At 39.0% G+C, this 21917-nt stretch carries 21 protein-coding genes and 1 tRNA gene; 14 read left to right on the plus strand and 8 right to left on the minus strand.

Annotated features, from left to right (window positions below; translation table 11 throughout):
- Positions 1-27 precede the first annotated feature (27 nt).
- Both L6469_RS07710 and L6469_RS07715 read right to left on the minus strand, forming a co-directional pair.
- On the minus strand, positions 28-1467 hold the full coding sequence (locus L6469_RS07710; RefSeq protein ID WP_006283600.1) for a hypothetical protein: 1440 nt from the start codon (positions 1465-1467) through the stop codon (positions 28-30).
- Between the two features lie 198 nt (positions 1468-1665).
- Positions 1666-3240, minus strand: coding sequence for an outer membrane beta-barrel protein (locus L6469_RS07715; protein WP_223918711.1), 1575 nt, complete (start codon positions 3238-3240; stop codon positions 1666-1668).
- Positions 3241-3360: 120 nt separating this feature from the next.
- On the opposite strand from L6469_RS07715, the gene L6469_RS07720 reads away from it, so the two are divergent.
- Together L6469_RS07720 and L6469_RS07725 are read left to right on the plus strand one after the other, a co-directional pair.
- Positions 3361-4029, plus strand: a complete 669-nt coding sequence (locus L6469_RS07720) for a hypothetical protein (protein WP_223918710.1) — start codon at positions 3361-3363, stop codon at positions 4027-4029.
- Positions 4030-4517: 488 nt separating this feature from the next.
- Entirely contained in the window at positions 4518-4766 is a 249-nt protein-coding gene (locus L6469_RS07725; RefSeq protein ID WP_039871218.1) for a hypothetical protein, read from the plus strand.
- A 272-nt stretch (positions 4767-5038) separates the two neighbouring features.
- Here the strand turns inward: L6469_RS07725 and L6469_RS07730 are convergent.
- A tRNA-Met gene (locus L6469_RS07730) sits at positions 5039-5112 on the minus strand.
- A gap of 293 nt (positions 5113-5405) precedes the next feature.
- Between L6469_RS07730 and L6469_RS07735 the strand changes: the two genes are divergently transcribed.
- The 3 genes from L6469_RS07735 (at position 5406) to L6469_RS07745 (ending at position 9855) form a co-directional block, all read left to right on the plus strand.
- Positions 5406-7301 carry an LptF/LptG family permease gene (locus L6469_RS07735; RefSeq protein WP_006283603.1) on the plus strand — a complete coding sequence of 632 codons (1896 nt, stop codon included), beginning with the start codon at positions 5406-5408 and terminating at the stop codon, positions 7299-7301.
- 17 nt (positions 7302-7318) lie between these two features.
- Positions 7319-8527 (plus strand): bifunctional 3,4-dihydroxy-2-butanone-4-phosphate synthase/GTP cyclohydrolase II, encoded by a 1209-nt coding sequence (locus L6469_RS07740; protein ID WP_006283604.1) that lies wholly within the window; start codon positions 7319-7321, stop codon positions 8525-8527.
- Between the two features lie 134 nt (positions 8528-8661).
- The gene (locus L6469_RS07745) at positions 8662-9855 is read left to right on the plus strand and encodes a pyridoxal phosphate-dependent aminotransferase (protein ID WP_006283605.1); all 1194 of its coding nucleotides are present in this window, start codon (positions 8662-8664) and stop codon (positions 9853-9855) included.
- Between the two features lie 68 nt (positions 9856-9923).
- On the opposite strand, the gene L6469_RS07750 is transcribed toward L6469_RS07745, so the two are convergent.
- A complete protein-coding gene (locus tag L6469_RS07750) occupies positions 9924-10913 on the minus strand; it encodes an IS30 family transposase (protein ID WP_006282587.1) in 990 nt (329 codons plus the stop codon).
- A gap of 333 nt (positions 10914-11246) precedes the next feature.
- Here L6469_RS07750 and L6469_RS07755 point away from each other — a divergent pair, with 333 nt between their 5' ends.
- The 6 genes from L6469_RS07755 to L6469_RS07780 are packed head-to-tail and all read left to right on the plus strand — an operon-like array spanning position 11247 to position 16740.
- A complete protein-coding gene (locus tag L6469_RS07755; RefSeq protein WP_006283606.1) occupies positions 11247-12083 on the plus strand; it encodes a MotA/TolQ/ExbB proton channel family protein in 837 nt (278 codons plus the stop codon).
- Between the two features lie 30 nt (positions 12084-12113).
- Complete coding sequence (locus L6469_RS07760) at positions 12114-12758, plus strand: ExbD/TolR family protein (RefSeq protein ID WP_027453340.1); 645 nt, start codon at positions 12114-12116, stop codon at positions 12756-12758.
- Positions 12758-13408 carry an ExbD/TolR family protein gene (locus tag L6469_RS07765; RefSeq protein WP_006283608.1) on the plus strand — a complete coding sequence of 217 codons (651 nt, stop codon included), beginning with the start codon at positions 12758-12760 and terminating at the stop codon, positions 13406-13408. Before L6469_RS07760 ends, L6469_RS07765 begins: the two co-directional genes overlap by 1 nt.
- A gap of 30 nt (positions 13409-13438) precedes the next feature.
- On the plus strand, positions 13439-14296 hold the full coding sequence (locus L6469_RS07770) for an energy transducer TonB (protein WP_006283609.1): 858 nt from the start codon (positions 13439-13441) through the stop codon (positions 14294-14296).
- A gap of 5 nt (positions 14297-14301) precedes the next feature.
- Positions 14302-15261, plus strand: coding sequence for a PstS family phosphate ABC transporter substrate-binding protein (locus L6469_RS07775; RefSeq protein WP_006283610.1), 960 nt, complete (start codon positions 14302-14304; stop codon positions 15259-15261).
- A gap of 57 nt (positions 15262-15318) precedes the next feature.
- A complete protein-coding gene (locus tag L6469_RS07780; RefSeq protein WP_027453342.1) occupies positions 15319-16740 on the plus strand; it encodes a tetratricopeptide repeat protein in 1422 nt (473 codons plus the stop codon).
- Positions 16741-17011: 271 nt separating this feature from the next.
- Here L6469_RS07780 and L6469_RS07785 read toward each other — a convergent pair whose 3' ends face one another.
- Positions 17012-17182 carry a DUF362 domain-containing protein gene (locus L6469_RS07785; protein WP_006283612.1) on the minus strand — a complete coding sequence of 57 codons (171 nt, stop codon included), beginning with the start codon at positions 17180-17182 and terminating at the stop codon, positions 17012-17014.
- A 177-nt stretch (positions 17183-17359) separates the two neighbouring features.
- Between L6469_RS07785 and L6469_RS07790 the strand changes: the two genes are divergently transcribed.
- A complete protein-coding gene (locus L6469_RS07790) occupies positions 17360-18106 on the plus strand; it encodes a porin family protein (protein ID WP_006283613.1) in 747 nt (248 codons plus the stop codon).
- A gap of 51 nt (positions 18107-18157) precedes the next feature.
- Here the strand turns inward: L6469_RS07790 and L6469_RS07795 are convergent, their stop codons facing one another.
- Both L6469_RS07795 and L6469_RS07800 read right to left on the minus strand, forming a co-directional pair.
- Positions 18158-18997 (minus strand): bifunctional metallophosphatase/5'-nucleotidase, encoded by an 840-nt coding sequence (locus L6469_RS07795; protein WP_027453344.1) that lies wholly within the window; start codon positions 18995-18997, stop codon positions 18158-18160.
- A gap of 1 nt (position 18998) precedes the next feature.
- Positions 18999-19766: a 5'-nucleotidase C-terminal domain-containing protein gene (locus tag L6469_RS07800; protein WP_006283615.1), complete on the minus strand. Its 768-nt coding sequence runs from the start codon at positions 19764-19766 to the stop codon at positions 18999-19001.
- 187 nt (positions 19767-19953) lie between these two features.
- Here L6469_RS07800 and rplS point away from each other — a divergent pair, with 187 nt between their 5' ends.
- On the plus strand, positions 19954-20316 hold the full coding sequence (gene rplS, locus L6469_RS07805; RefSeq protein WP_006283616.1) for a 50S ribosomal protein L19: 363 nt from the start codon (positions 19954-19956) through the stop codon (positions 20314-20316).
- A 63-nt stretch (positions 20317-20379) separates the two neighbouring features.
- Here rplS and L6469_RS07810 read toward each other — a convergent pair whose 3' ends face one another.
- Positions 20380-20607, minus strand: a complete 228-nt coding sequence (locus tag L6469_RS07810; protein ID WP_006283617.1) for a hypothetical protein — start codon at positions 20605-20607, stop codon at positions 20380-20382.
- 109 nt (positions 20608-20716) lie between these two features.
- Between L6469_RS07810 and L6469_RS07815 the strand changes: the two genes are divergently transcribed.
- On the plus strand, positions 20717-21904 hold the full coding sequence (locus L6469_RS07815; protein WP_256208013.1) for a phosphoribosylaminoimidazolecarboxamide formyltransferase: 1188 nt from the start codon (positions 20717-20719) through the stop codon (positions 21902-21904).
- Positions 21905-21917: the final 13 nt, after the last annotated feature.

The raw sequence follows: 21917 nt of genomic DNA on the forward strand, positions 1-21917 counted from the left end.
TATTAAAATTTTAAATTATTATTAAAATTATTTCCATTTAACTGGATTGTATTTCGAAAATGAACTTGAATCGTCTCTTAGATGCGCAGAGTACTTATTGATAAACTCTTGTGTTCCTGCTTTGTCTAAAACATCCTGCGATATTGTAAAGCTAACCTTTCGCTTAGGATTTGAAGCAAAATCAAATACCTTGTTATCTGAATTACGAAAAGAAGCTATCAAATTACTTGGGTAAGTAATATCACAATTAGGAAGTTGACAAAGAACGAATGCTCCAATAGCTTCAATGCTTTGCAAATCAATAGATTTTAGCTTTGGAAGATTTGCCAAGATTACCTGATTTGTGACTTTTTTATTATCTGCTTTTATCTTTATTTCTTCAAGATTTTCACAATCTCTGCAATCCAAGAAATTAGACATTGTTACATCAAAATCCTTTGTGTCTTGATTAAGAAATGCCGTATTTGTCAAATCCAAAGATGTTACAGACTGATTGTTGCTTATTCCTAAAGAAGAAAGAGCAGTTGCGTCGCTCAAATCTAGCCCTCCAATAAAATTTGTATTTTCTACGACCAAGCCTTTGATATTTTGTCTTGGAGATAATCTGTGACATTCAAATTGCTTAGTTTCTTCTGTACTTGTCTGAACATCAATGAACACATAAAAAGACTCATAAAAAGGATTGTTCACAAAATATTCTATTCCTTCGATAGAAGCAATTTTTTCAATATCTGCATATTGTGTGTCATATTGCAAGAAAATATTGCGTCCTCTGTCTTCAAGACCGAGAGGTTTGCTGATGTCCAACTTTCCGTCAGAAGTGAAAACCGAACTAAAGTTCATCTTCAAATAAGCTGCAAAGTAAGTATCTGGAATTTTTCTCAAAGTATTATACTTCTCCAAAGAACCCTTATCATTTACCATTTGCATGTCAACAGTCTTATTCTCTGCCTCATTCTCTGTATAGAAAGGCATCAAGTCCTCTACATTATACTTGCAAGAAGCAGGGAGATAAAGCTTTGTAAACTCATGAAGGATGGTAGCTTTCACTTCATCATTTACGACCTGAGCACTTACCAAGCCGTCGAAGTCGTAGATGTCATTGCCTTGCAAGTCAAGACCTGTAATCTGTGAAGGAAGTGAAGCGATATGGAAAAGTGGACCATAGCCATTGTTACTAAGGTTCAACTCTTTCAAATTAGGAAAAACAGAAAGTTCCTTCAAGGCATCGGTATCAACCTTTGTGCCTGAAAGGTCGAGAGATGTGGTGCTGGTTGCTTTGTCGTCAAGGAGCAACTTGCCGTTCTCATCGAATGTATATCCTTTGCTTTCGAGAAGGGTTTTGAGCTGAGAATTGTCAACTGCCACCTCACTATAAGAAGGCGCATCATCATCGCTGCTGCAAGAAGCGAAGCCGAGGCAGAGAGCTATTGCAGCGAGACCGATGAAATTCTTTAAAATTTTCATTGTTTTATTATTTTTTTAAATGTTTATAATTAATCAAAAATATTACCCTTAATTTGTGGATACAAAGGTACATATTTGTTAAATAATGTGTAATACCTAAAAATAATGAAATTTACAATAGTAATTTGTTATGATTTATAGGGTTTCTCATCTGTCTTGTTGAGAAATCATAACATATCTAAGATTTTCAATTGTTTTTCACAGTTGCTTATTCAGCCGATACTTAAAACTGATGATGAAGTAGCTGCCAATTTGTGAGGTACGGCTTTCCGTCAATCCTGTCGCCGTAACATTGCGATAATAGTTTTTCTTGTCGCTGAGAATATCTGACCAATAGAGCGAAAGCTCGGCTTGCTTCTTTTTGAGGAATCGCCAAGATGCCCCCAAGTTCCAAACCACTTGGTCGTCTTCGCCTTTTTTGATGTTGGTGCCGTTACGGAAAGAGTATGCAGCATCGCTCTTGACCAGGAAACCAAGAGGAAGCTCTGCATAGGTATTCAGCGAAAAGTTGTAACTTCGGGTATAGTTGGACGTACTACGAAGCTGGTTGGTGGCATGGCGGTAACGCCAATCGCCCTGCAAGTCGAAGCCTCCCCATTTCGGCTGATAACCCAAACGAAGGTTGGCATTATACGAAGTATTGTGGGTGAGGCTGCGGTCTGGCTCCTCGCTCTTTCCCTCATTCACAAGAGCTACACTTTGGGCAAAGCTGGCTCCTGTGCAAGCAGAGAGATTGAACCGCTTCTTCCATCGCTTCTGATAACGAAGACTAGTGCGCATATTCCAGTTGCCATTCACATTCACAGGATAAGTCTCCGTGCCACCAGTGGCAAGGTTGTAAAAGACGGCTTGCGTCTGACTGTTATAGGTGTTGCAGAAATTAACATCGCCCGAAAGACCGAGGCGAGTGTTCCTTCCCATCAACCGAAAGTTCTGGCTATAAGCCGCTTTGAGCGAAGGATTGCCATGAGTAACGTGTAATGGGTCGCTATTGTCGGTCAGCGAAACCAAACTGCCAAGGTCTGGCTGTCGGCTGCTGCCATCATAATTCAGTTCGAAGTGAATCTTGCCTTGATGCCATGACACATTCAACTGTGGGTTCCAATTCACGCTCGTCCTCACCGTATCGGCATAGAGCAGCCCAGTCTTCTGGTCAAGACTTCTCCGCTCTGGATGCATCTGTACACCCGTATTCACCTGCCATCGCTTGCCATTATAATTGAAATAAAGGCAGAGTTCGTGGGAATAAGTCCGACTCTGGGTATAGTTGCTCAAACTGTCTTGATATACTTCGCTCTCGTAAGTAATCCTGTCGCTCACCTGTCGGTTGGCAGAATAGCGATAACCGAGTTGCAGGCGCAAGTTCTCAGCCAAGGGTTGCGTCAAGTTGATGCTTACGGAATAGGCACGATTGGTGGAGGGGGAGTGCTGGTATTGGTTGCGATAAAGCACGGAATCGCCACCCAGACTGCTCTCCAACTGATAGAAAGTGGTCTCGGAAAGGGAATGTGACTCGTTGGTACTCTTGCTGTCGGAGTAACTACCCGTGAGGCTGATGCTCGTACCCTTGTCGTTGAACACTCGGGTGATGTCGGCATTGACGGAGAACGAATGGCTGTCGCTCTTCGAATCCGAATTTCTCGTGATGCTGTTGATACGCTCATCGCCTTCTGAAGAGGTGGATTGCTGGCTGTCGCTGGTGTTGTCGCTCTTCGACTTGCTGAAGTTTCCACCTATATTAAAATAGGTCTTGTCATCCAAGCTCCACCGCATGCCCAACGAACCATTGCCCATCGTGTTGCGATTGGTGCTAGTGGATGCCGAGTTCTGGTAACGGTTGCCTGTGGTGAGATATTGCTCGCTATATAGGGTGCTCTCGTTGCCACTGGCATAATGGTTGTACATCATGTTGCCATAGAGGGTGAATCGCTTGGAGAACTTCTTGGCAAAGTTCATCGCCACGTTGTCCTGTCGGTTGTCGGGATAGCGAGAAGTCATATATCGGTTGCCACTTCGAGCTATCACGGAGATGTTGTCGCCTTTCTGACGGAACAAGTTGGAAATCAACTCTGTCTCCTTCTTGTCGTTGTTGCCTATGCCGATGCCTGCCGAAGTAATCAGCGTGCCGTTGAACTCTCGCTTGGTCTGCAAGTCGAGCACATAGTTTTCGCCGCCCTTGCGCACCTTGGTGATTTTCTCCAGTTCGCTCCGCTTGTCATACACCTTGATTTTGCTCACCAACTTGGCTGGCAGGTTTTCGAGGGCAAGGGTGCTGTTGCCGCCAAAGAAACTCTCGCCATTGACATTGATTTCATGGATGGGAAGACCGTTGTAGGTCATCGTCTTGTTCTGCTTTTCGTATTCCAATCCAGGAACTCGCTTCAAGAGTTCTTCGAGGTATGCTCCTTCGGGAGTCTGGAAAGCATTGGCATTGATAACCGTGGTATCGCCCTTCATCTCCACCTCCTTCATGGCAGCAGTAACCACCACTTCGCCGAGGTTGAGCGTCTTAAAGATGGAATCTTCTTTTTGCGTTTCCGCAGAGTCGCCATCGCCCTCTGACAAGGCACGACTCTCCCTTACTGTATCACTCGACACAGCATAAGAGAAAGCCCTTCCGTCAGGAGAAAGGGAAGACGATGCCCATACATTTGCTATTGTTGAGAAGGACATGAGCAAAAGCACAGACACATAAGCATATCGTACCTTCATTCTTGGTTTGAATATTCAAAAATGACTGTAAAAGTACGAATTTCGGTTTATATTTGCAATACCTTGAAGTAGGTAAAGTAATAAGGCAAGCTCAACATAGAAGTGCAATCGGTTGACAGGTTTAAGCTAAATAATCTATACCTGAAAACCCCGAGGGGCCAGGGGACGAGCAGCCCCCCATAAGAGATCTTGAACGGCGTATTCTTTTTTTGCCATGTTAACGGGAGCTGGTAAACGTTAAAGTACACTTGTTCCTTGTTTTATTAAATGGTATTTTATAAATTTGCAGTATTTTATAAAGTACCGCTTAATAAAATTTTGAATAAGGATACGTCAGGATGTCTACTACAACTCGGGTGTGGAGGTCGATTTCTTTGTCCCTGACGAGGGGGTTAGCCATTCAGGTTTGCTATAATCTTAGTCATAGCGATGGCGCTTATGAGAGAGAGGTGTCTGCCCTGAAGAAACTTCCTTCTGCATTGGAGTGCAAGCGCCGTCTCATCATCACTTACGATGAGGATGCGACCATCGAGGATAATAATGGAAAGATCGAGGTGTTGCCCTATTGGAAATGGGTGATAGCCTAATGTCTACTTTCAGCGATGGGAAATGTGAAAAGGAGGGACGTACAATGAGAGGCTGTTATGCTCACAGCTTATTCTGGGAGAGAATAGATTGTGCGTTTTGTCAAGATTTTGAAACGGTGTGATATTCAATGACACAAGACATCGGACTATTTTTGGGCTGATACGCCACTAAATATCATGGGCGAACTGAACTGAACGACTATGGTTTTCGCATAGTTTTCGCGTGTATGAAAAAAGCACTTACGGAAGTTCGTAAGTGCTTGATTATCAAGTAGCGGGGGTGGGACCCGAACCCACGACCTCCGGATTATGAATCCGACGCTCTAACCAGCTGAGCTATCCCGCCATCACATTCAATCTTGTTTTCGATTGCGGGTGCAAAGGTAATATATTTTTTTAAACCCACCAAATATTTTGAGAGATTTTTGCTATTTTATTTTCAAATAATAATAAAAGCATCCTTTATACAATTTTTACACCTTATTATATTAATATCAAAAATCAAAATTTCACTTTTTGTATCAATAATCTTACACCACATTACACACTCGTACAAAAATAATAAAATTCCGTAAAAAGCAAAGATTTTGATATTTTTGTGTTACTTTTGCAAACTAGTTTATAAGCAATTATTCAAATATGCTCCGCATAAAGAAATTAGATATATTCCTTGCCAAACAGTTTGGACTACTTTTTGCAGGAACCTTCTTCATTTGCCAATTTGTGCTGATGATGCAATTTTTATGGCGATACGTTGACGATCTTATCGGTAAAGGTATCCCAATGACAGCCCTTGCACAATTTTTTTGGTACATGGGGTTAATGATGGTTCCACAAGCTTTACCTCTAGCAATTCTTCTTTCCTCTTTGATTACATTGGGAAACTTAGGAGAAAGTTCAGAACTTACAGCTATCAAGGCCGCAGGAATATCATTATTACAGGCTTTACGATCTTTGATTGTAATTACCTGTATCATCATGATGGCCTCTTTCTACTTTGAGAACAATCTCGGTCCGGATGCGAACATGAAACTCAGTCAATTGCTGATTTCTATGAAGCAAAAAAGTCCAGAACTAGAAATTCCTGAAGGTGTTTTTTATGACGGAATACCTAACAGTAACATTTACGTTCAAAAAAAAGACTTAAAATCAGGAAAACTATATGGTATCATGATATACCGTATGACACAAAGTTACGAGGATGCAGCCATTATCCTTGCCGATTCTGGTATGATGCAATCTACCGCTGAAAAAAAACACCTAATTTTAAAACTCTGGAGTGGAGAATGGTTTGAAAATATGCGTTCTGACGAATTAGGCAACAGTGCAGCCGTACCATATCGTCGCGAAACCTTTACATACAAAAAAATCGTCCTTGATTTTGATGGTGATTTTAACCTTACCGATGCTGCAGCTTTGTCTAATAATGCTCAAGGTAAAAGTCTTGCAAAAATACGAAATGACTTAGACTCTATTAATTTAGTATATGACAGCATTGGTAGAAATTATTTACGAGATCTCAATATGCTGTATTATAACATACCACATACAGAGAGAAGAGATTCCTTAAAAGCACTACAGCTTGCATATACCCAAGGCTATAATATAGATAGTATTTTCGGCAAATTATCGACAGAACAAAAACAGCAAACTGTAGCTTCAGCTTTAGCCAAAGCTCAAAATGAGATGAGCGATTTAGAATTTAAGAGTCTTCTTACAAGTGATGGTGATAAGAACATAAGAAGACATAAAATAGAAATGGTCAACAAATTCACCGTTGCCCTATCTTGTCTCATTTTCTTCTTTATCGGTGCACCTTTAGGTGCCATTATCAGAAAAGGTGGATTAGGTGTACCTGTAATTATTTCAGTCTTAGTATTCATAATATATTACATTCTTGACAACTCGGGATTCAGAATGGCCAGAGAAGGCATCTGGGCTATTTGGTTCGGAAAGGGTCTTGCACCAGGTGTATTAACCCCGATAGCTATTTTTGTAACTTATAAGGCCAATAAAGATTCTGTAGTCTTTAACGTTGACGTCTACCGAAACTTGCTTATGAAAGCACTTGGATTAAGACTTAAGCGTCACATCCCAAGCAAAGAAGTTATCATAGAAGAACCTAATTATCAAGCTGATGCATTACAGTTGCAAAAAATATCACAACAAATAGCAGAATACAATACTGTACATCGCTTGAAAAAGGCACCAAATCCTATCCGTGTATTCTTCAAATACAAACCTGATCATGCCATAGAAATGATTAATGAGGAACTAGAAAAGATTATTGAGAATTTGGCAAATACCAAAGATCAACAAATTCTCAGATATATCAATCAATACCCCATTATGGCTGTAAAGGCCCATACTCGTCCCTTTGAAAAGAAATGGAAAAATATTATTGCCGCTATCATCATACCAGCAGGCCTATTTTTCTACATGAGAATGTGGCGATTCAGACTACGCCTACTAAGAGACTTAAAGATCACCTCTAAAACCAACGAACAGGTGATTGCACGAATACAAGAAATGTAACTAAAAAGTATAAAGACATGGGAGAAATCAAACTTGACCGCATCGAAGATGCTTTGCAAGACTTCAAAAATGGTAATTTTGTCATCGTCGTTGATGATGAAGACCGTGAAAATGAGGGGGACCTCATTATTGCTGCCGAAAAAATAACTCCTGACAAAGTGAATTTCATGCTCAAGAATGCTAGAGGTGTATTATGCGCCCCTATAACTATATCTAGAGCAGATGAACTCGGTTTACCCCATCAAGTAGAAGATAATACATCCATGTTGGGTACTCCATTCACTGTAACAATAGATAAGTTGGAAGGATGCAGTACTGGTGTTTCTACTTACGACAGGGCGGAAACGATAAAAGCATTGGCTGATCCAACATCTACTCCTCAGACTTTTGGAAGACCTGGGCACATTAACCCACTCTACGCACAAGATAACGGAGTACTTCGTCGTTCTGGACATACAGAAGCAGCCATAGATCTCTGTAAACTTTCAGGATTATATCCAGCAGGTGCCCTCATTGAAATCATGAACGAAGATGGAACCATGGCTAGACTTCCACAACTAGCCGAAAAGGCTAAAGAATGGGGCATGAAACTCATCAGTATCAAAGATCTTATCGCATACAGACTTCGCAAAGAATCATGCATAGAAGTCGGTGAAGAAGTAGATATGCCAACCGCATGGGGACACTTCAGACTCATACCTTTCCGCCAAAACAATGGACTTGAGCACATGGCACTAATAAAAGGAGAATGGAAAGAAGATGAACCAATTCTCGTACGTGTACATTCTTCATGTGCAACAGGTGATATCATGGGTAGTAAACGTTGTGACTGTGGCGACCAACTTCATAAATCCATGGAAATGATAGAAAAAGAAGGGAAAGGTGCTATCATCTATATGCAACAAGAAGGAAGAGGCATTGGCCTTATGAACAAAATTGCAGCCTACAAACTCCAAGAAGAAGGTTATGATACCGTAGATGCTAACGTACACCTTGGATTCAAGCCTGATGAACGCGACTACGGATGTGGAGCCCAAATGCTAAGACACCTTGGTATACATAAGATGAGACTTCTGACAAATAATCCTGTTAAACGAGTTGGACTAGAAGCCTACGGCTTAGAGATAACAGAAATCGTAGCTATAGAAGTAGCACCAAATCGCTACAACGAACGCTATCTAAAAACCAAAAGAGACCGTATGGGGCATAGACTACACATAAAATAAAAGTAAAAAATAATCCCACAAAAGTGGCAATATTTCACAATTTCTATATAATTTGCGAAATATTGCCACTTTTCTTTTCTATTAAAGAATAAAATGATTACTTTTGCAAAAATAACAATCAGTAGTATTGAAATATGGCACAATTATCTAATCGATTAAACAGATTGGCACCATCAGCAACACTGGCGATGTCACAGAAGAGTAATGAAATGAAGGCTCAAGGCATAGACGTTATCAACATGAGTGTTGGTGAACCAGACTTCATGACCCCTGAGCACATCAAGGAAGCTGGAAAAAAAGCAATAACTGACAATTATTCCAAATATTCTCCCGTACCTGGATATCCGGCTCTGAGAAATGCAATTGTAGCCAAACTCAAAAAAGAAAACAACCTGAACTATACTTCTAGCGAAATTATCTGTGGAACAGGTGGCAAACAAGGAGTTTGCAACACTATTATGGCTCTGATTGATGAAGGTGACGAAGTAATCGTACCAGCACCATATTGGGTAAGCTATCCACAAATGGTAAAATTAGCAGCAGGAACACCTATTATAATAGATGCTCCTATTGAGCAAGATTTCAAAATAACCCCAGAACAACTAGAAGCAGCTATTACTCCTAACACAAGAATGTTGATTCTTTGTTCACCAAGCAACCCTACAGGTAGCGTATATAGCAAAGAAGAATTGAAGGAAATTGCCAATGTTGTACTAAAGCATGAAGACCTATTCGTCTTAGCAGATGAAATCTATGAGCATATTAACTACGTAGGCAAACATGAAAGTATTGCTCAATTCCCTGGCATGAAGGAACGTACCATTATCTGTAATGGCGTATCAAAAGCTTACGCCATGACCGGTTGGAGATTAGGTTGGGTTGCTGGACCAGAATGGATCATCAAAGGAATCAACAAACTTCAAGGCCAATACACAAGTGGTACATGTGATGTAAGTCAAATGGCCGCAGTAGCAGCATACGAAGGTCCACAAGACTGTGTGGAAGAAATGCGTAAAGCATTTGAAAGACGCAAAAATCTGATTGTTGAACTGGCCAAAGACATTCCTGGTTTCGAAGTTAATATGCCACAAGGTGCATTCTATCTTTTCCCTAAAATATCAAGTTTCTTCGGAAAAAGCGATGGAAAAACGACAATTAATAATTCTACAGACTTTGCACTTTACTTGCTAGAAAATGCACACGTAGCCTCAGTTGGAGGTGATGCATTTGGAAGCCCTGAATGCTTCAGAATGAGCTATGCAACTAGCGATGAAAACATTAAAGAAGCTCTTAGAAGAATCAAAGAAGCCGTAAGCAAACTAAAATAATAAGGCAAAAAAATTATAGGATTAGCGGGGTATTTGTGATTTTTTAGCAAATATCCGCAGGATTCACATTAATAACGCAACAACTTTATAATTGTTTTATTCTCTCCGTATTTTTGTCTGATAAACTCGACAGGCGTTTTGTAATTCAATCTCTTTCTAGGTCTGTTGTTGATTCTGTCCTGTACCATATTGATGTCTTTATCTGTTATCTTTGTAAAATCACTCCCTTTAAGGAAATATTGCCTGACTAGACCGTTAGTGTTTTCATTAGCACCTCTTTCCCATGAGTGGTATGGTCTTGCAAAGAAGATGTCTATTTTCAGTGCTCTAGCAATCTGCTGGTGCCTGGAGAACTCTGTACCATTATCTGCGGTCATGGTATGCAATCCCTTTCTTATCGGCTTAAGTGCGGCAATGGCTGCCTCCGCCAGAGGCTCTGCCTCTTTTGAAGGAAGCTTTCTCATGATTAGGAACCCGGACTCCCTATCATTGATTGTCATGATGACGCTCCGCCTGTTCTTCCCCACAATGGTGTCGATCTCCAGATCTCCGAACCTTCCTTTCTCATCAACGACCGCAGGTCTTTGCTCTATCCCGACACGTCCAGGTATTCCCCTTGACTTATACGATGAACCGCGCTTGTTATAGCGCCTGCCCCTGTGGCGCAGATGCTTATAGAGAGGCTTCCCCCATTTGTGCTTCTCCTCCCACACATATCTGTAGATGGTTTCGTGTGAGATGGGCGGTAATCCCAGTGCACGCCGTCTTCCGGATATCTGCTCGGGAGACCACTGTTCCTGTGTGAGCTTATGGTCAATGTAAACCTTTATTTCGTCCGTAAGGACGGTATAGTGCTTTCTTGCGCTCATTCTCCTGTCTGACAGCCACTGGGCCTTTTCCGCATTATACCTGCCATGGGGTGCCTTGTTGCGCCTAATTTCTCGGCTAATGGTGCTGCGGTGCACACCAAGAGCCCTGGCTATGTCTGTTGAACGTTCTTTTTTTTGCAGTCTGAAAGATATTTCGTACCTTTGCTGCGCAGTTAGATGCTTTGTCATATTTGCAACTTATGTGGAAGTTTGTCTGCAAAGGTAAGCATTTAATGCTGGGGACGAAAGATCTTGTGGAACTTTTGTCCCTTTTTTCATGCTCCTTGCTCACTTACTTCTTTGACACATTTGTTGCATTATCAATTTGAATTCAAGTCCCGTTAAAACTTATTAATTAGTTTCATAATTTTGATGAAATGATTACCTTTGCGGGAAACATTTAAAAGGGAATATTAGATCCTTTGCAAACCTAACATAAACAATATATGTAAATTGTTGGCGTTAAATCAGAAAATAACAATTTAAATTTATCAAATAACTAAAAATTAAAAGTTTAAAATTATGGCAACTACAAATCAAAAAGCCAGCCCTAAGAAATCTGAGGGCTTTCAGGGAGTAAGAGGTGCATTCTGGATCATCGTTGTTTGCGCATGTATCGCATTTACATTGTTCTACACATGGTTCGGTAACCCAATGCACTTCCAGGATGGTGAAGCTATGACAACACCAGCTGACGTTTGGGGTACAATCTTCAAAGGTGGTGTAGTCGTACCAGTTATCCACACATTGTTGCTCACCGTTTTAGCTATGTCTATCGAGCGCTACTTCGCATTGAAGACAGCTTTCGGTAAGGGTTCACTTCCTAAGTTCGTTGCAAACATTAAGGCTGCTCTTGATGCTAACGATTTCAAAAAGGCTAACGAGCTCTGCGACAAGCAGAAAGGTTCTGTAGCTAATGTTGTAAAAGCTTCTTTGAACGCTTATGCAGACATGGAATCAGGCGCTAACGCTAACTTGAAAAAGGCTCAGAAGGTAGCTAAGATTCAGCAGGCTCACGAAGAAGCAACTCAGCTTGAGATGCCAACTCTGACAATGAACCTTCCTATCATCGCTACTATCGTAACATTGGGTACTTTGACCGGTCTTCTTGGTACTGTAACTGGTATGATCAAGTCATTCTCTGCTTTGTCTGCAGGTGGTGGTGCTGACTCAGCTGCTCTTTCTGCCGGTATTTCTGAGGCTTTGATCAATACTGCATTCGGTATCGCTACATCTTGGTGTGCTGTTGTATCTTACAACTTCTACACAAACAAGGTTGATAAATTGACATACGCTCTTGACGAGGTAGGTTATTCTATTGCTCAGACATACGAAGCAAACCACACAGAAGAGGCTTAATTTTTGCTAACCCTTTAAAATTTTATCGCTATGGGTAAAGTAAAAATTAAGAAGAGTGACGTCTGGATCGATATGACGCCTATGTCAGACGTAATGACCCTGTTGCTTACCTTCTTTATGCTGACATCTACATTCGTTAAGAATGAGCCAGTTAAGGTAAATACACCAGGATCTGTATCTGAAATAAAGGTGCCAGAGAACGGCGTTTTGACAATTCTGGTTAGCCCTGAAAAGGATGCCACAGGCAAACCTACAGGTGAAGGCCAGGTATTTATGAGTATTGATAATACGGACCAGCTAGGTAGTACATTGGACGGAATGGCAAGTCAGTTTGGTATAAATATTGCTCCACAGTTGAGAGATGTTTTCAAGACTGAAGGTACATTCGGTGTTCCAATGAAGGAATTAGCAGCATACCTCGCAATGCCTTCAAAGCAGCGCGATAAGGTACTCGCAACTAAGGGTATTCCATTGGATAGTATCGATGGTGGTATGAGTGAATTCCAAAACTGGGTAAATCAGGCACGTACTGTAAACGAGGATATTAAAATCGCTCTTAAGGCAGATGCTAAGACTCCTTACAAAACAGTTAAACGCGTCATGAACGAGCTTCAGGATATGGATGAGAGCCACTACTACATGATCACACAGCTTAAACAAGAGGGGGATGAATAATGGCTAAGAAAGAAGGTAAACAAAAGAAGATGAATGTCCGCGTAGACTTTACGCCTATGGTGGATATGCTTATGCTTCTGATCACATTCTTCATGCTTTGTACCACTCTGAGCAAGCCTCAGACCATGGAGTTAACCATGCCTAGCAATGACGAAAATACAAGAGAAGATCAGAAAAATGAAGCTAAGGCTTCTCAGACAGTTACTCTTTATGTTGCTGCTGACAATCAGATCTATTATGGCGAAGGTGTACCACAATATGACAACCCAGCTTGGCTGAAAAAGACAACTTGGGGTAACGATGGTATCCGTAAAGCCTTGAGAGATCACGCAACAGAAGATGGAACTCGTCCTGTAACACGTATCAGTCTTGCCGTAAAGCAGTTGAACCAAGAGAGAGCAAAGAATCCTAAAATGATGCCAGACAGCATCTATCAGAAGAAACTTGCTGATATCAAAGGTGGTGAACTCCCAGGTGGCGAGAAGATACCAACTCTGACTATTGTCATCAAACCAACTGACAATGCTTCTTACAAGAACCTTGTCGATGCGCTCGATGAAATGCAGATTTTGAACATTGGTACGTATGTCATTGACAAACTTAACCCTGACGACGAGAAACTTCTCAAATCTGCAGGTGTTAAGGAGTAATGATTTACAACTTAATTAAAACAAGAAAAAATGGCTAAAATAGATCTATACGACCCTAAATGGGTAGATATGGTATTCGCCAACAAAAACAAGGAGTACGGAGCTTACCAGCTTAGAAAAGGTACTTCTTCGCGAAATATCAAAGCTATTGTTATCTTGGTCATAGCTGCAGCTCTCATCGGTGGCTTCCTTGCATGGAAGGTTATTCAGCAGAAGCAGATGGAAGAACAGCAGGCCTATATGGAAGCTATGCAGCTTGCTAAGGCTCAGGAGATGGCTAAGAAAGAAGACAAGAAGAAACAGGAACCTGTTAAACCAAAAGTAGAGCCTAAAAAGGAAATACCTGTAGCTCGCGAAACTCAGAAGTTTACTGCCCCTGTCATCAAAAAGGATGAACTCGTAAAAGAGGACAACCAGTTGAAGCAGATGGATAAATTGGATGATAAAGCAGCTGTAGGTAATCAGGATGTGGAAGGTTCTAAGAACCGTACTGTAGAGGCTGTAAGAAATGACATTGCTGTCAATACACCTCCACCTCCACCAGCAGCGGCTCCTACTGAGGTTGTTACTAACAAGGTATTCGACGTTGTAGAAGTTATGCCTTCATTCCCTGGAGGTAATGGTGCTTTGATGTCATATCTCAGCAGCAACGTAAAATATCCAGTTGTAGCACAAGAGAATGGTGTTCAAGGACGTGTCATTGTATCATTCGTTGTAGAACGTGATGGTTCAATTTCTGACGTTAAAGTCGTTCGTTCTGTAGACCCTTCACTTGACCGCGAAGCAGCTCGTGTTGTTAAGAGCATGCCTAAGTGGAATCCTGGTAAGCAGAATGGTTCCGCAGTACGTGTTAAATACAACGTACCTGTTTCATTCAGATTGCAATAATTTATATGAAAAAGACCGTATCTTATAGGATTATAGGATTATCTCTACCCTTACTACTTTTCTCATGCAGTGGGAAAAATAGTAAGGTTAAGAGAACTGATACACCGACGTCAGGGACGATTGAATTCGTCTCTGACGAAAGTTTTTCTCCCATAGTAGAAGAAGAGAGAAAACAATTTGAATTTGAATATCCTAAAGCTCATCTTAAACCTAAATACACAGATGAAGTTACGGGACTTCAAATGTTGAAAGACTTCAAAACATGTCTTTTAATCACCTCTAGAAAACTAAAGGATAGTGAATTGGCATACATTAAAACCAATTCTAATATCATAGCTCAAAGTTTTCCTATCGGATATGATGGTGTTGCTTTTATTGTAAATCAAGAAAATAACGATACATGCATCACTGTAAATGATATCAAAAGAATACTGACAGGAAAAGCTACAAACTGGAATCAAATTAATCCAGGCTCAAAAAGAGGAAATATTGAAGTCGTTCTTGATAACGTAAGATCCGCAACAACCAATTTCGTTGTAGATTCTATTCTTGGTGGAAAGAAGCTTGAAGGAAAAAATATCTTCGCAGCTAAAACAAGTAAAGAAGTTATCGAATACGTTCATAAGACGCCAAATGCCATTGGCATTATTGGATCAAACTGGTTGAACGACAAACGAGATACTACCAATACAACATTTAATAAAAATATCCATGTAATGTCAATATCAACAAGGGATAAAGCTACCGTCATGAATAGCTGGAAACCTTACCAAGCATATTTATTAGATGGAAGATACCCATTTGTAAGAACATTATGGGCTAATGTTGCAGACGGTAGCAAAGCATTACCATGGAGTTTTGCAAATTATATTACAAGTCCAACTGGACAGCTAATAATATTTAAATCAGGACTTTTACCATACAGAGGAGAAATTAATATTAGAACTGTTGATGTAAAAAATTAAATTAAACCTTTGAAATAATAAAGAGTCTTAGAATTAACAACTATTAATGTTAGAATTATGAATACAAGAAGATATGTTATGATAGGTGCTCTCGTACTGAGTATGACTGCACCAGTTTGCGCTCAAGATGTTAATTTTGAAACACCTTTGAAGTCAATCGTAAATGTGTTAAAAGATAAGCCTGAAGATGTCGAGGCAACAAAAGATCTCATCAAGACTTATAAAAAAGAGTATAAGAAAGATCCTAAAGCTCTGATTGCATTAGGAAATGCTTTGGTAAGCGTTAAAAGATACGCAGAAGCAGAAGAAATTGCTAATATTGTAATTCAGAAAAACAAGAACTTTGGCGACGCATATATACTTCTTGGAAATATCGCTGCTCTTAAAGATGATGGTGGTAACGCTGCTATGTGGTTCGAACAGGCTATGACTATGGACCCTAAAAATCCACAAGGATATATGAGCTATGCTGCTGTAAACAGAAAATTTCCAGAAGAAGCAGAAAGAGCACTTAATAAATTAAAACAGGAACGTCCAGATTTCCCTATTGAAGCTGAAGCTGCACACACATACTATAGTGGCGGTAGATATGATAAGGCTTTGGAGAATTTCGACAAAGCTGATAAGAACAAGCTGAAAGAATTCCAGCTTAATGAATATGCAGTATCTGCCTACTTGCAGAACAAAAAAGAACAAAGTTTAGAACTTGCAAAATTTGGTATCAACAAATTCCCTAAAAGTGCTGCATTCCAACGTGTAGCTTTATGGAGTGCTGATGACCTACAAAAATTTGAAGAGGCTATCAAATTTGCAAATGTAATCGTCAATACAGACTCTATAGAAAAAACACAGCGTGATATCGTTTACTATGGCATGGCTTTAGCTGGTAACAAACAATATAACGAAGCTATTACACAGTATAACAAGGCTCTTGAAATGAAATCTGATGACATTAAACCATTACAGTACATTTCGGACGTATATACTGCAATGGGCGACGAAGATAAAGCACTCGAGTATAATGAAAAATATATGAGTGCAAACACTGCAGCTGCACCATCAGACTACGCTAAATTAGCTGGTGTATATTTGGCTAAAGCTGAAAAACTAACAGGTGCTGCAAAAGATGCAACATACGATAAAGCATTTAGCATATACAATAAAATTGCAGAAAAATTTCCATCAATAGCAGGTTGGGCTGGTCTACAAGCTGGTTTCCAAGCTTCTAAAGCTGGATACGATGAGAAAGCAGCTTCATTCTTCCAGAAAGTTATAGACTTACTTGAGAACAAAGAAGGCCGTGACAATGACGAAACAGGCTATTTGAAATCAGCTTATAGTAATATTGGCTACTACTACTGGGGTACAAAGAATGATTTAGAAAAAGCTAAACCATATTACGAAAAATTGTATAAACTGGATCCAAATGATAAAAATGCTAAAGCAGCATTAGGTATCACAGATGAATCAGCTCAGTAAAAATCGACAAAAAAATATTCAATGAGGTGAACATTTTTGTTCACCTCATTTTTTTATATAAAATCAAACATCGAAAAATGATCCTCCATTACTTCAAATACTGACTACATAACTACATCATATTCATAATACTATTACCTCCTGAAATTTTATTTTTTTACCACAGGGCGTGGAAAGGTAATTGCACCAACAAGAACACATCAACATAAAACAAAAAAAGCGTTCTAAAAAGAACGCCTTTTTCCTTTTTATGTAACTAAAAAGTATTTTCTTACTCAGGAAGAGCAATAGCTTCATTAGGACAAACAGAAGCACATGTACCACATTCTGTACAAGCGTCTGGGTCAATTGAATACTTTTCACCTTCAGAGATAGCACCAACTGGGCACTCATCAATACATGTACCACATGCGATACAATCGTCACCAATAACGTAAGCCATAATAAAAATATTTATTGTTAATATAATGTTTGTATAATAAAGTAGAAATACCTACTTATGGCTACAAAGTTATAAAATATTTTTGAAATACCTAAAAATGATGATAGATTTTTTTTTATTTGTACGAAGTCGAAATAGTATATATAATAAAAGTGATAACAACCCGTTATAAAATCAATGAAGAATACTATAACAATCATAATATTACATATTCTACTCTGTTGTACTTGCCAAGCACAAGAAAAAGTTGTAGAAAATAGACCCTATACAGATCTAAGAAAATTCCATTTTGGAATATTAGTAGGAACTCACATGCAAGATATAGAATTCAATAATGTGGGATTACATACGTATACTGATGAAAATGGAAACAAACAAGAAGCATTAATTACTTGTGATCAAAACCAATGGGAACCAGGATTCAACATTGGCGTATTAGGCGAAATACGACTACACACACACTTCCAACTAAGAATTGCACCTACGCTTTATTTCGGTACTAGACATTATAATTTCAGAGACTTAACAGCTGATCAAAACAACAAAGAACTTTCAACAAAGCAGCAGGATATGAAAACTGCTTATATATCTACAGCTATCGAATTAATCGCAGCAGCTCCAAGATTTAATAATCATAGACCTTATTTGATGTTTGGCATTAATCCAATGATCAATTTAAGCGGCAACGATGATGATATATTAAAACTTAAAAGTTCTGATGTCTTTTTTGAAGCAGGATTAGGTTGCGATTTCTACCTTCCATATTTTAAGCTAAGACCAGAACTTAAATTCATGTTCGGCTTAACAAATTGTCTCGATAAAAATCACGCAAATAAAGTAAAAGATGGAGCACTGCGCCCATACACAACTTCAGTAGATCAAGCTAAAAGTAAAATAATCGCATTAACATTTTATTTTGAATGAAACAAGAAATGCACTCTAATATGAGTGCATTTCTTGTTTCATTCAAAAATTTTATTTCTTTTGAAAATCTAAAAATACTTTACCAATAAACAAACCACTCTTACCATTCTGATCTACAGGAATAAGTTTGCCATCTTTATTAGGTACATACTCTAACTCTTTTAAAAAAGAATGAGAATGTCCACCCAAGACCAAATCAATATTATTTGTTTGTGATATGAGCGCATTATCATCATCACCCTCGATATTCCAACCAAGGTGAGACAACAGAATAACAACATCACACTTTTTACTTTTCTTAAGGAAGGATGCCATTTTTTGGCCAACTTCTATAGGAGATAAGTAAACAACTGAACCATAATTATTTTTTGAGACCAAACCATCCAACTTAGGACACAAAGCAAAAACTCCTATTTTGATTCCATTACGCCTCAAAATAATATAAGGTTTAACAATATCTTGAAGAGGGGTTCCTGTAAAGTCATAATTCGAACAAATAATCGGAAAATTAGCCTTTTTAAAAAGACGAGCCATATTTTCAAGACCAAAATCAAACTCATGGTTGCCTATAGTAACAGCATCATAGCCCATCTGATTCATCAAACCAATCTCCACATCACCCTTATATAGGGTATAATAAGGAGATCCTTGAGAAAAATCGCCACTGTCAAAAAGTAGAATATAAGGGTTCTTTTTACGCTCTTCTTTTAACATAGAAATTCGACGAATATAACCACCACGATCAGCAAGCATCGTATCAGCCAAATTTTTACTCAACGGCATTATACAACTATGAGTATCATTTGTATGCAAAATCTCCAAATGCTTCTGTGCAAAAGAAGGTAACACTAACAAGAAAAGACAACCTAATAAAATATTCTTGATTTTCATATTATTCAACCACTTTAATTCTACCTTCAACTATTGGTGCCAATGCACGGCCTCCTGAACATTTTTCACGGAAATAATCCATTATAATAAAACGAGCATTATTATCCTTTGATTTAGGTGAAAGAACATTCACTCCTGATTTAAAAGCAACAAGTTGATCATTACCTTGAGCCAAATAATCTAAAGTGGCTACACGATAAGTTGCTTGTGGATTAATAGGCTTACCATTCAAAATAGCTTCAACTAGTTTTCCACTCTTTGTAATTTTGAGCTGAACACCATGACTAACCCCTTCTCCACCACGACTTGCTATCTGACGAAACAACTCTAAAACTTTTTCACCTGATAAAGAAAGCAAACATATTTTATTTTCAAAAGGAGAAACATCTAAGACATCACCATAGGTTACTGTCCCCTTTGCAAAAGCAGCACGAATACCGCCAACATTATAAACCGAAAAATCAGGATGCTCCTGAAATTTTGAACTACCCCACACCAAAATATCTGCTAATAAATTAGATAAACTACTTTCTGGCCTCTTTGCAGACAAATCATAAGCAACCTGACCTACAATAGGGCTCATCAAGCTATCAACAGTATGCTGATAAGGAGCCAAAAAACGAATCGCAGCCTCATCTGGATTAGCATCATATCTTTCATCTATGATTATTCGATTGCGCTTTACAGACAGTAATTCGTAATGAGAACTGCACGACTCTGTAAAAAGAGAAGCACTAATTAGACCTAAAACAAAATACTTACTACACATTATAATTATAATTGATTGCTGCAAAGGTAGTTAAAAAGGATAAAAAGGCAAAGAAAAGGTACCAAAATTTGGTTCTTTACATTTTTTGTAGTAACTTTGCACCGCTTTATGGTGTAACCGCTGACAGCAGAAGAGTTGCGTGTCACGTTGCATCGTAATACAAATCATTTAAAATATTTTTTAAATCATGGATTTAATTAAAGTTGCTGAAGAAGCATTTGCAACAGGTAAGCAATTCCCTAAGTTCAGTGCAGGTGATACAATCACTGTAGCTTACAAGATTATCGAGGGTTCTAAAGAGCGTATCCAGCTCTATCGTGGTGTTGTTATCAAGATTTCTGGTCATGGTGACAAAAAGCGTTTTACTGTTCGTAAAATGTCAGGCACAGTAGGTGTAGAGCGTATATTCCCAATCGAGTCTCCTGCTATTGATAGCATCGAAGTGAACAAACGTGGTAAAGTACGTCGTGCTAAATTGTACTACCTTCGTAAACTCACCGGTAAAAAGGCTCGTATTGCTGAGAAGAGAACTGTTGTTAAGGCAGACTAAGCAATTCAACCAAAACAAAAATAAAGAGAGACTCCATATAAGGAATCTCTCTTTATTTTTGTTTTAACCATTATAATTAACTTGACCATCTTCATCTCCATGCAAGGCATTCTGAAATTCTTTCCAGTTCTGAAAACCCACGAATAAAGCCAATTTATCTAAAGAAGACGGAGTTAATTTACCTGTTTCTTTCAAACGCTGACATAACTTGCCCACTTCATTTGCCAAAGTTATCTTTTTACCTAGTTTCTTCTCTACAGCTTGAATAAGAAGATGAAAATCACGCTTCATAACCTAACGTATTTTTAAAATCTACTGCAAAGATATTAATTTTTGAAATACGATAAGCAAATATCATCGAAAAATTGTACCTTTGCAATACTATTTTATTAATCCCTCAATAATGAAAGAATTAGCTTTAAAGTATGGATGTAATCCTAACCAGAAGCCTTCTAAAATTTACATGGAAGGTGGTAAGGAATTACCTATCGAAGTCATTAACGGTCGTCCTGGGTACATTAACTTTTTGGATGCCCTAAACAGCTGGCAATTGGTAAAAGAATTGAAGGAAGCTACCGGATTACCTGCTGCTGCAAGTTTTAAGCACGTTTCACCTGCTGGTGCTGCTGTAGGACTTCCATTATCTGACACACTCAAGAAAATTTATTTTGTTGATGATGTTGATTTCGAATTGACACCACTTGCTAGTGCATACGCTCGAGCACGTGGAGCTGACCGTATGTGCTCTTATGGAGACTTTTGTGCCCTAAGCGATACCTGTGATAAAGAAACGGCACTTCTTATCAAACGTGAGGTTAGCGATGGTGTTATTGCACCTGATTATACACCAGAAGCCCTCGAAATTTTGAAAGAAAAGCGTAAAGGCACATACAATGTCATTAAGATTGATCCAAATTATATTCCAGATGAGATAGAACACAAGCAAGTATTTGGCATCACTTTCGAACAAGGAAGAAATAATATCCAACTGAATGATCCAAAATTGTTTGAAAATATCCCAACTAAATCAAAAGAGTTTCCTAAAGAAGCTATCAGAGATTTGATGATAAGCCTCATCACTTTGAAATATACTCAAAGTAACTCTGTATGCTACGTCAAAGACGGACAAGCTATTGGTATTGGAGCTGGACAACAAAGCCGCGTACACTGTACACGACTTGCAGGAAGTAAAGCTGATGAATGGTGGCTTCGCCAGAGCCCAAAAGTGATGGGGCTGCCATTTAAGCCAGGTATACGCCGCGCTGACAGAGACAACACTATCAATGTATACATTAGTGATGAATACGAAGATGTTTTACGTGATGGTACTTGGCAAATGTTTTTTACCGAAAAACCGGAAGTTTTCACACGTGAAGAAAAACAGGAATGGATTGCCAAAAATACAAATGTATCTCTCGGTAGTGACGCATTCTTCCCATTTGGTGACAACATCGAACGTGCACATAAGAGCGGTGTACAATATATAGCACAAGCAGGAGGCTCTATCCGAGATGACAATGTTATTGAAACTTGTGATAAATACGGCATCACCATGGCAATGACTGGTGTCCGTTTGTTCCACCATTAATATATAATAAAAA

This window comes from Segatella baroniae B14 (assembly GCF_022024235.1).
Lineage (GTDB): Bacteria > Bacteroidota > Bacteroidia > Bacteroidales > Bacteroidaceae > Prevotella > Prevotella bryantii.

What these genes read in the sequence shown, in the direction of transcription:
- L6469_RS07710 (WP_006283600.1), bottom strand. Translation starts at nt 1,467, where the DNA reads ATGAAAATTTTAAAGAATTTCATCGGTCTCGCTGCAATAGCTCTCTGC.
- L6469_RS07715 (WP_223918711.1), bottom strand. Translation starts at nt 3,240, where the DNA reads ATGCGGTGGAGCTTGGATGACAAGACCTATTTTAATATAGGTGGAAAC.
- L6469_RS07720 (WP_223918710.1), top strand. Translation starts at nt 3,361, where the DNA reads ATGGTTGTACATCATGTTGCCATAGAGGGTGAATCGCTTGGAGAACTT.
- L6469_RS07725 (WP_039871218.1), top strand. Translation starts at nt 4,518, where the DNA reads ATGTCTACTACAACTCGGGTGTGGAGGTCGATTTCTTTGTCCCTGACG.
- L6469_RS07735 (WP_006283603.1), top strand. Translation starts at nt 5,406, where the DNA reads ATGCTCCGCATAAAGAAATTAGATATATTCCTTGCCAAACAGTTTGGA.
- L6469_RS07740 (WP_006283604.1), top strand. Translation starts at nt 7,319, where the DNA reads ATGGGAGAAATCAAACTTGACCGCATCGAAGATGCTTTGCAAGACTTC.
- L6469_RS07745 (WP_006283605.1), top strand. Translation starts at nt 8,662, where the DNA reads ATGGCACAATTATCTAATCGATTAAACAGATTGGCACCATCAGCAACA.
- L6469_RS07750 (WP_006282587.1), bottom strand. Translation starts at nt 10,913, where the DNA reads ATGACAAAGCATCTAACTGCGCAGCAAAGGTACGAAATATCTTTCAGA.
- L6469_RS07755 (WP_006283606.1), top strand. Translation starts at nt 11,247, where the DNA reads ATGGCAACTACAAATCAAAAAGCCAGCCCTAAGAAATCTGAGGGCTTT.
- L6469_RS07760 (WP_027453340.1), top strand. Translation starts at nt 12,114, where the DNA reads ATGGGTAAAGTAAAAATTAAGAAGAGTGACGTCTGGATCGATATGACG.
- L6469_RS07765 (WP_006283608.1), top strand. Translation starts at nt 12,758, where the DNA reads ATGGCTAAGAAAGAAGGTAAACAAAAGAAGATGAATGTCCGCGTAGAC.
- L6469_RS07770 (WP_006283609.1), top strand. Translation starts at nt 13,439, where the DNA reads ATGGCTAAAATAGATCTATACGACCCTAAATGGGTAGATATGGTATTC.
- L6469_RS07775 (WP_006283610.1), top strand. Translation starts at nt 14,302, where the DNA reads ATGAAAAAGACCGTATCTTATAGGATTATAGGATTATCTCTACCCTTA.
- L6469_RS07780 (WP_027453342.1), top strand. Translation starts at nt 15,319, where the DNA reads ATGAATACAAGAAGATATGTTATGATAGGTGCTCTCGTACTGAGTATG.
- L6469_RS07785 (WP_006283612.1), bottom strand. Translation starts at nt 17,182, where the DNA reads ATGGCTTACGTTATTGGTGACGATTGTATCGCATGTGGTACATGTATT.
- L6469_RS07790 (WP_006283613.1), top strand. Translation starts at nt 17,360, where the DNA reads ATGAAGAATACTATAACAATCATAATATTACATATTCTACTCTGTTGT.
- L6469_RS07795 (WP_027453344.1), bottom strand. Translation starts at nt 18,997, where the DNA reads ATGAAAATCAAGAATATTTTATTAGGTTGTCTTTTCTTGTTAGTGTTA.
- L6469_RS07800 (WP_006283615.1), bottom strand. Translation starts at nt 19,766, where the DNA reads ATGTGTAGTAAGTATTTTGTTTTAGGTCTAATTAGTGCTTCTCTTTTT.
- rplS (WP_006283616.1), top strand. Translation starts at nt 19,954, where the DNA reads ATGGATTTAATTAAAGTTGCTGAAGAAGCATTTGCAACAGGTAAGCAA.
- L6469_RS07810 (WP_006283617.1), bottom strand. Translation starts at nt 20,607, where the DNA reads ATGAAGCGTGATTTTCATCTTCTTATTCAAGCTGTAGAGAAGAAACTA.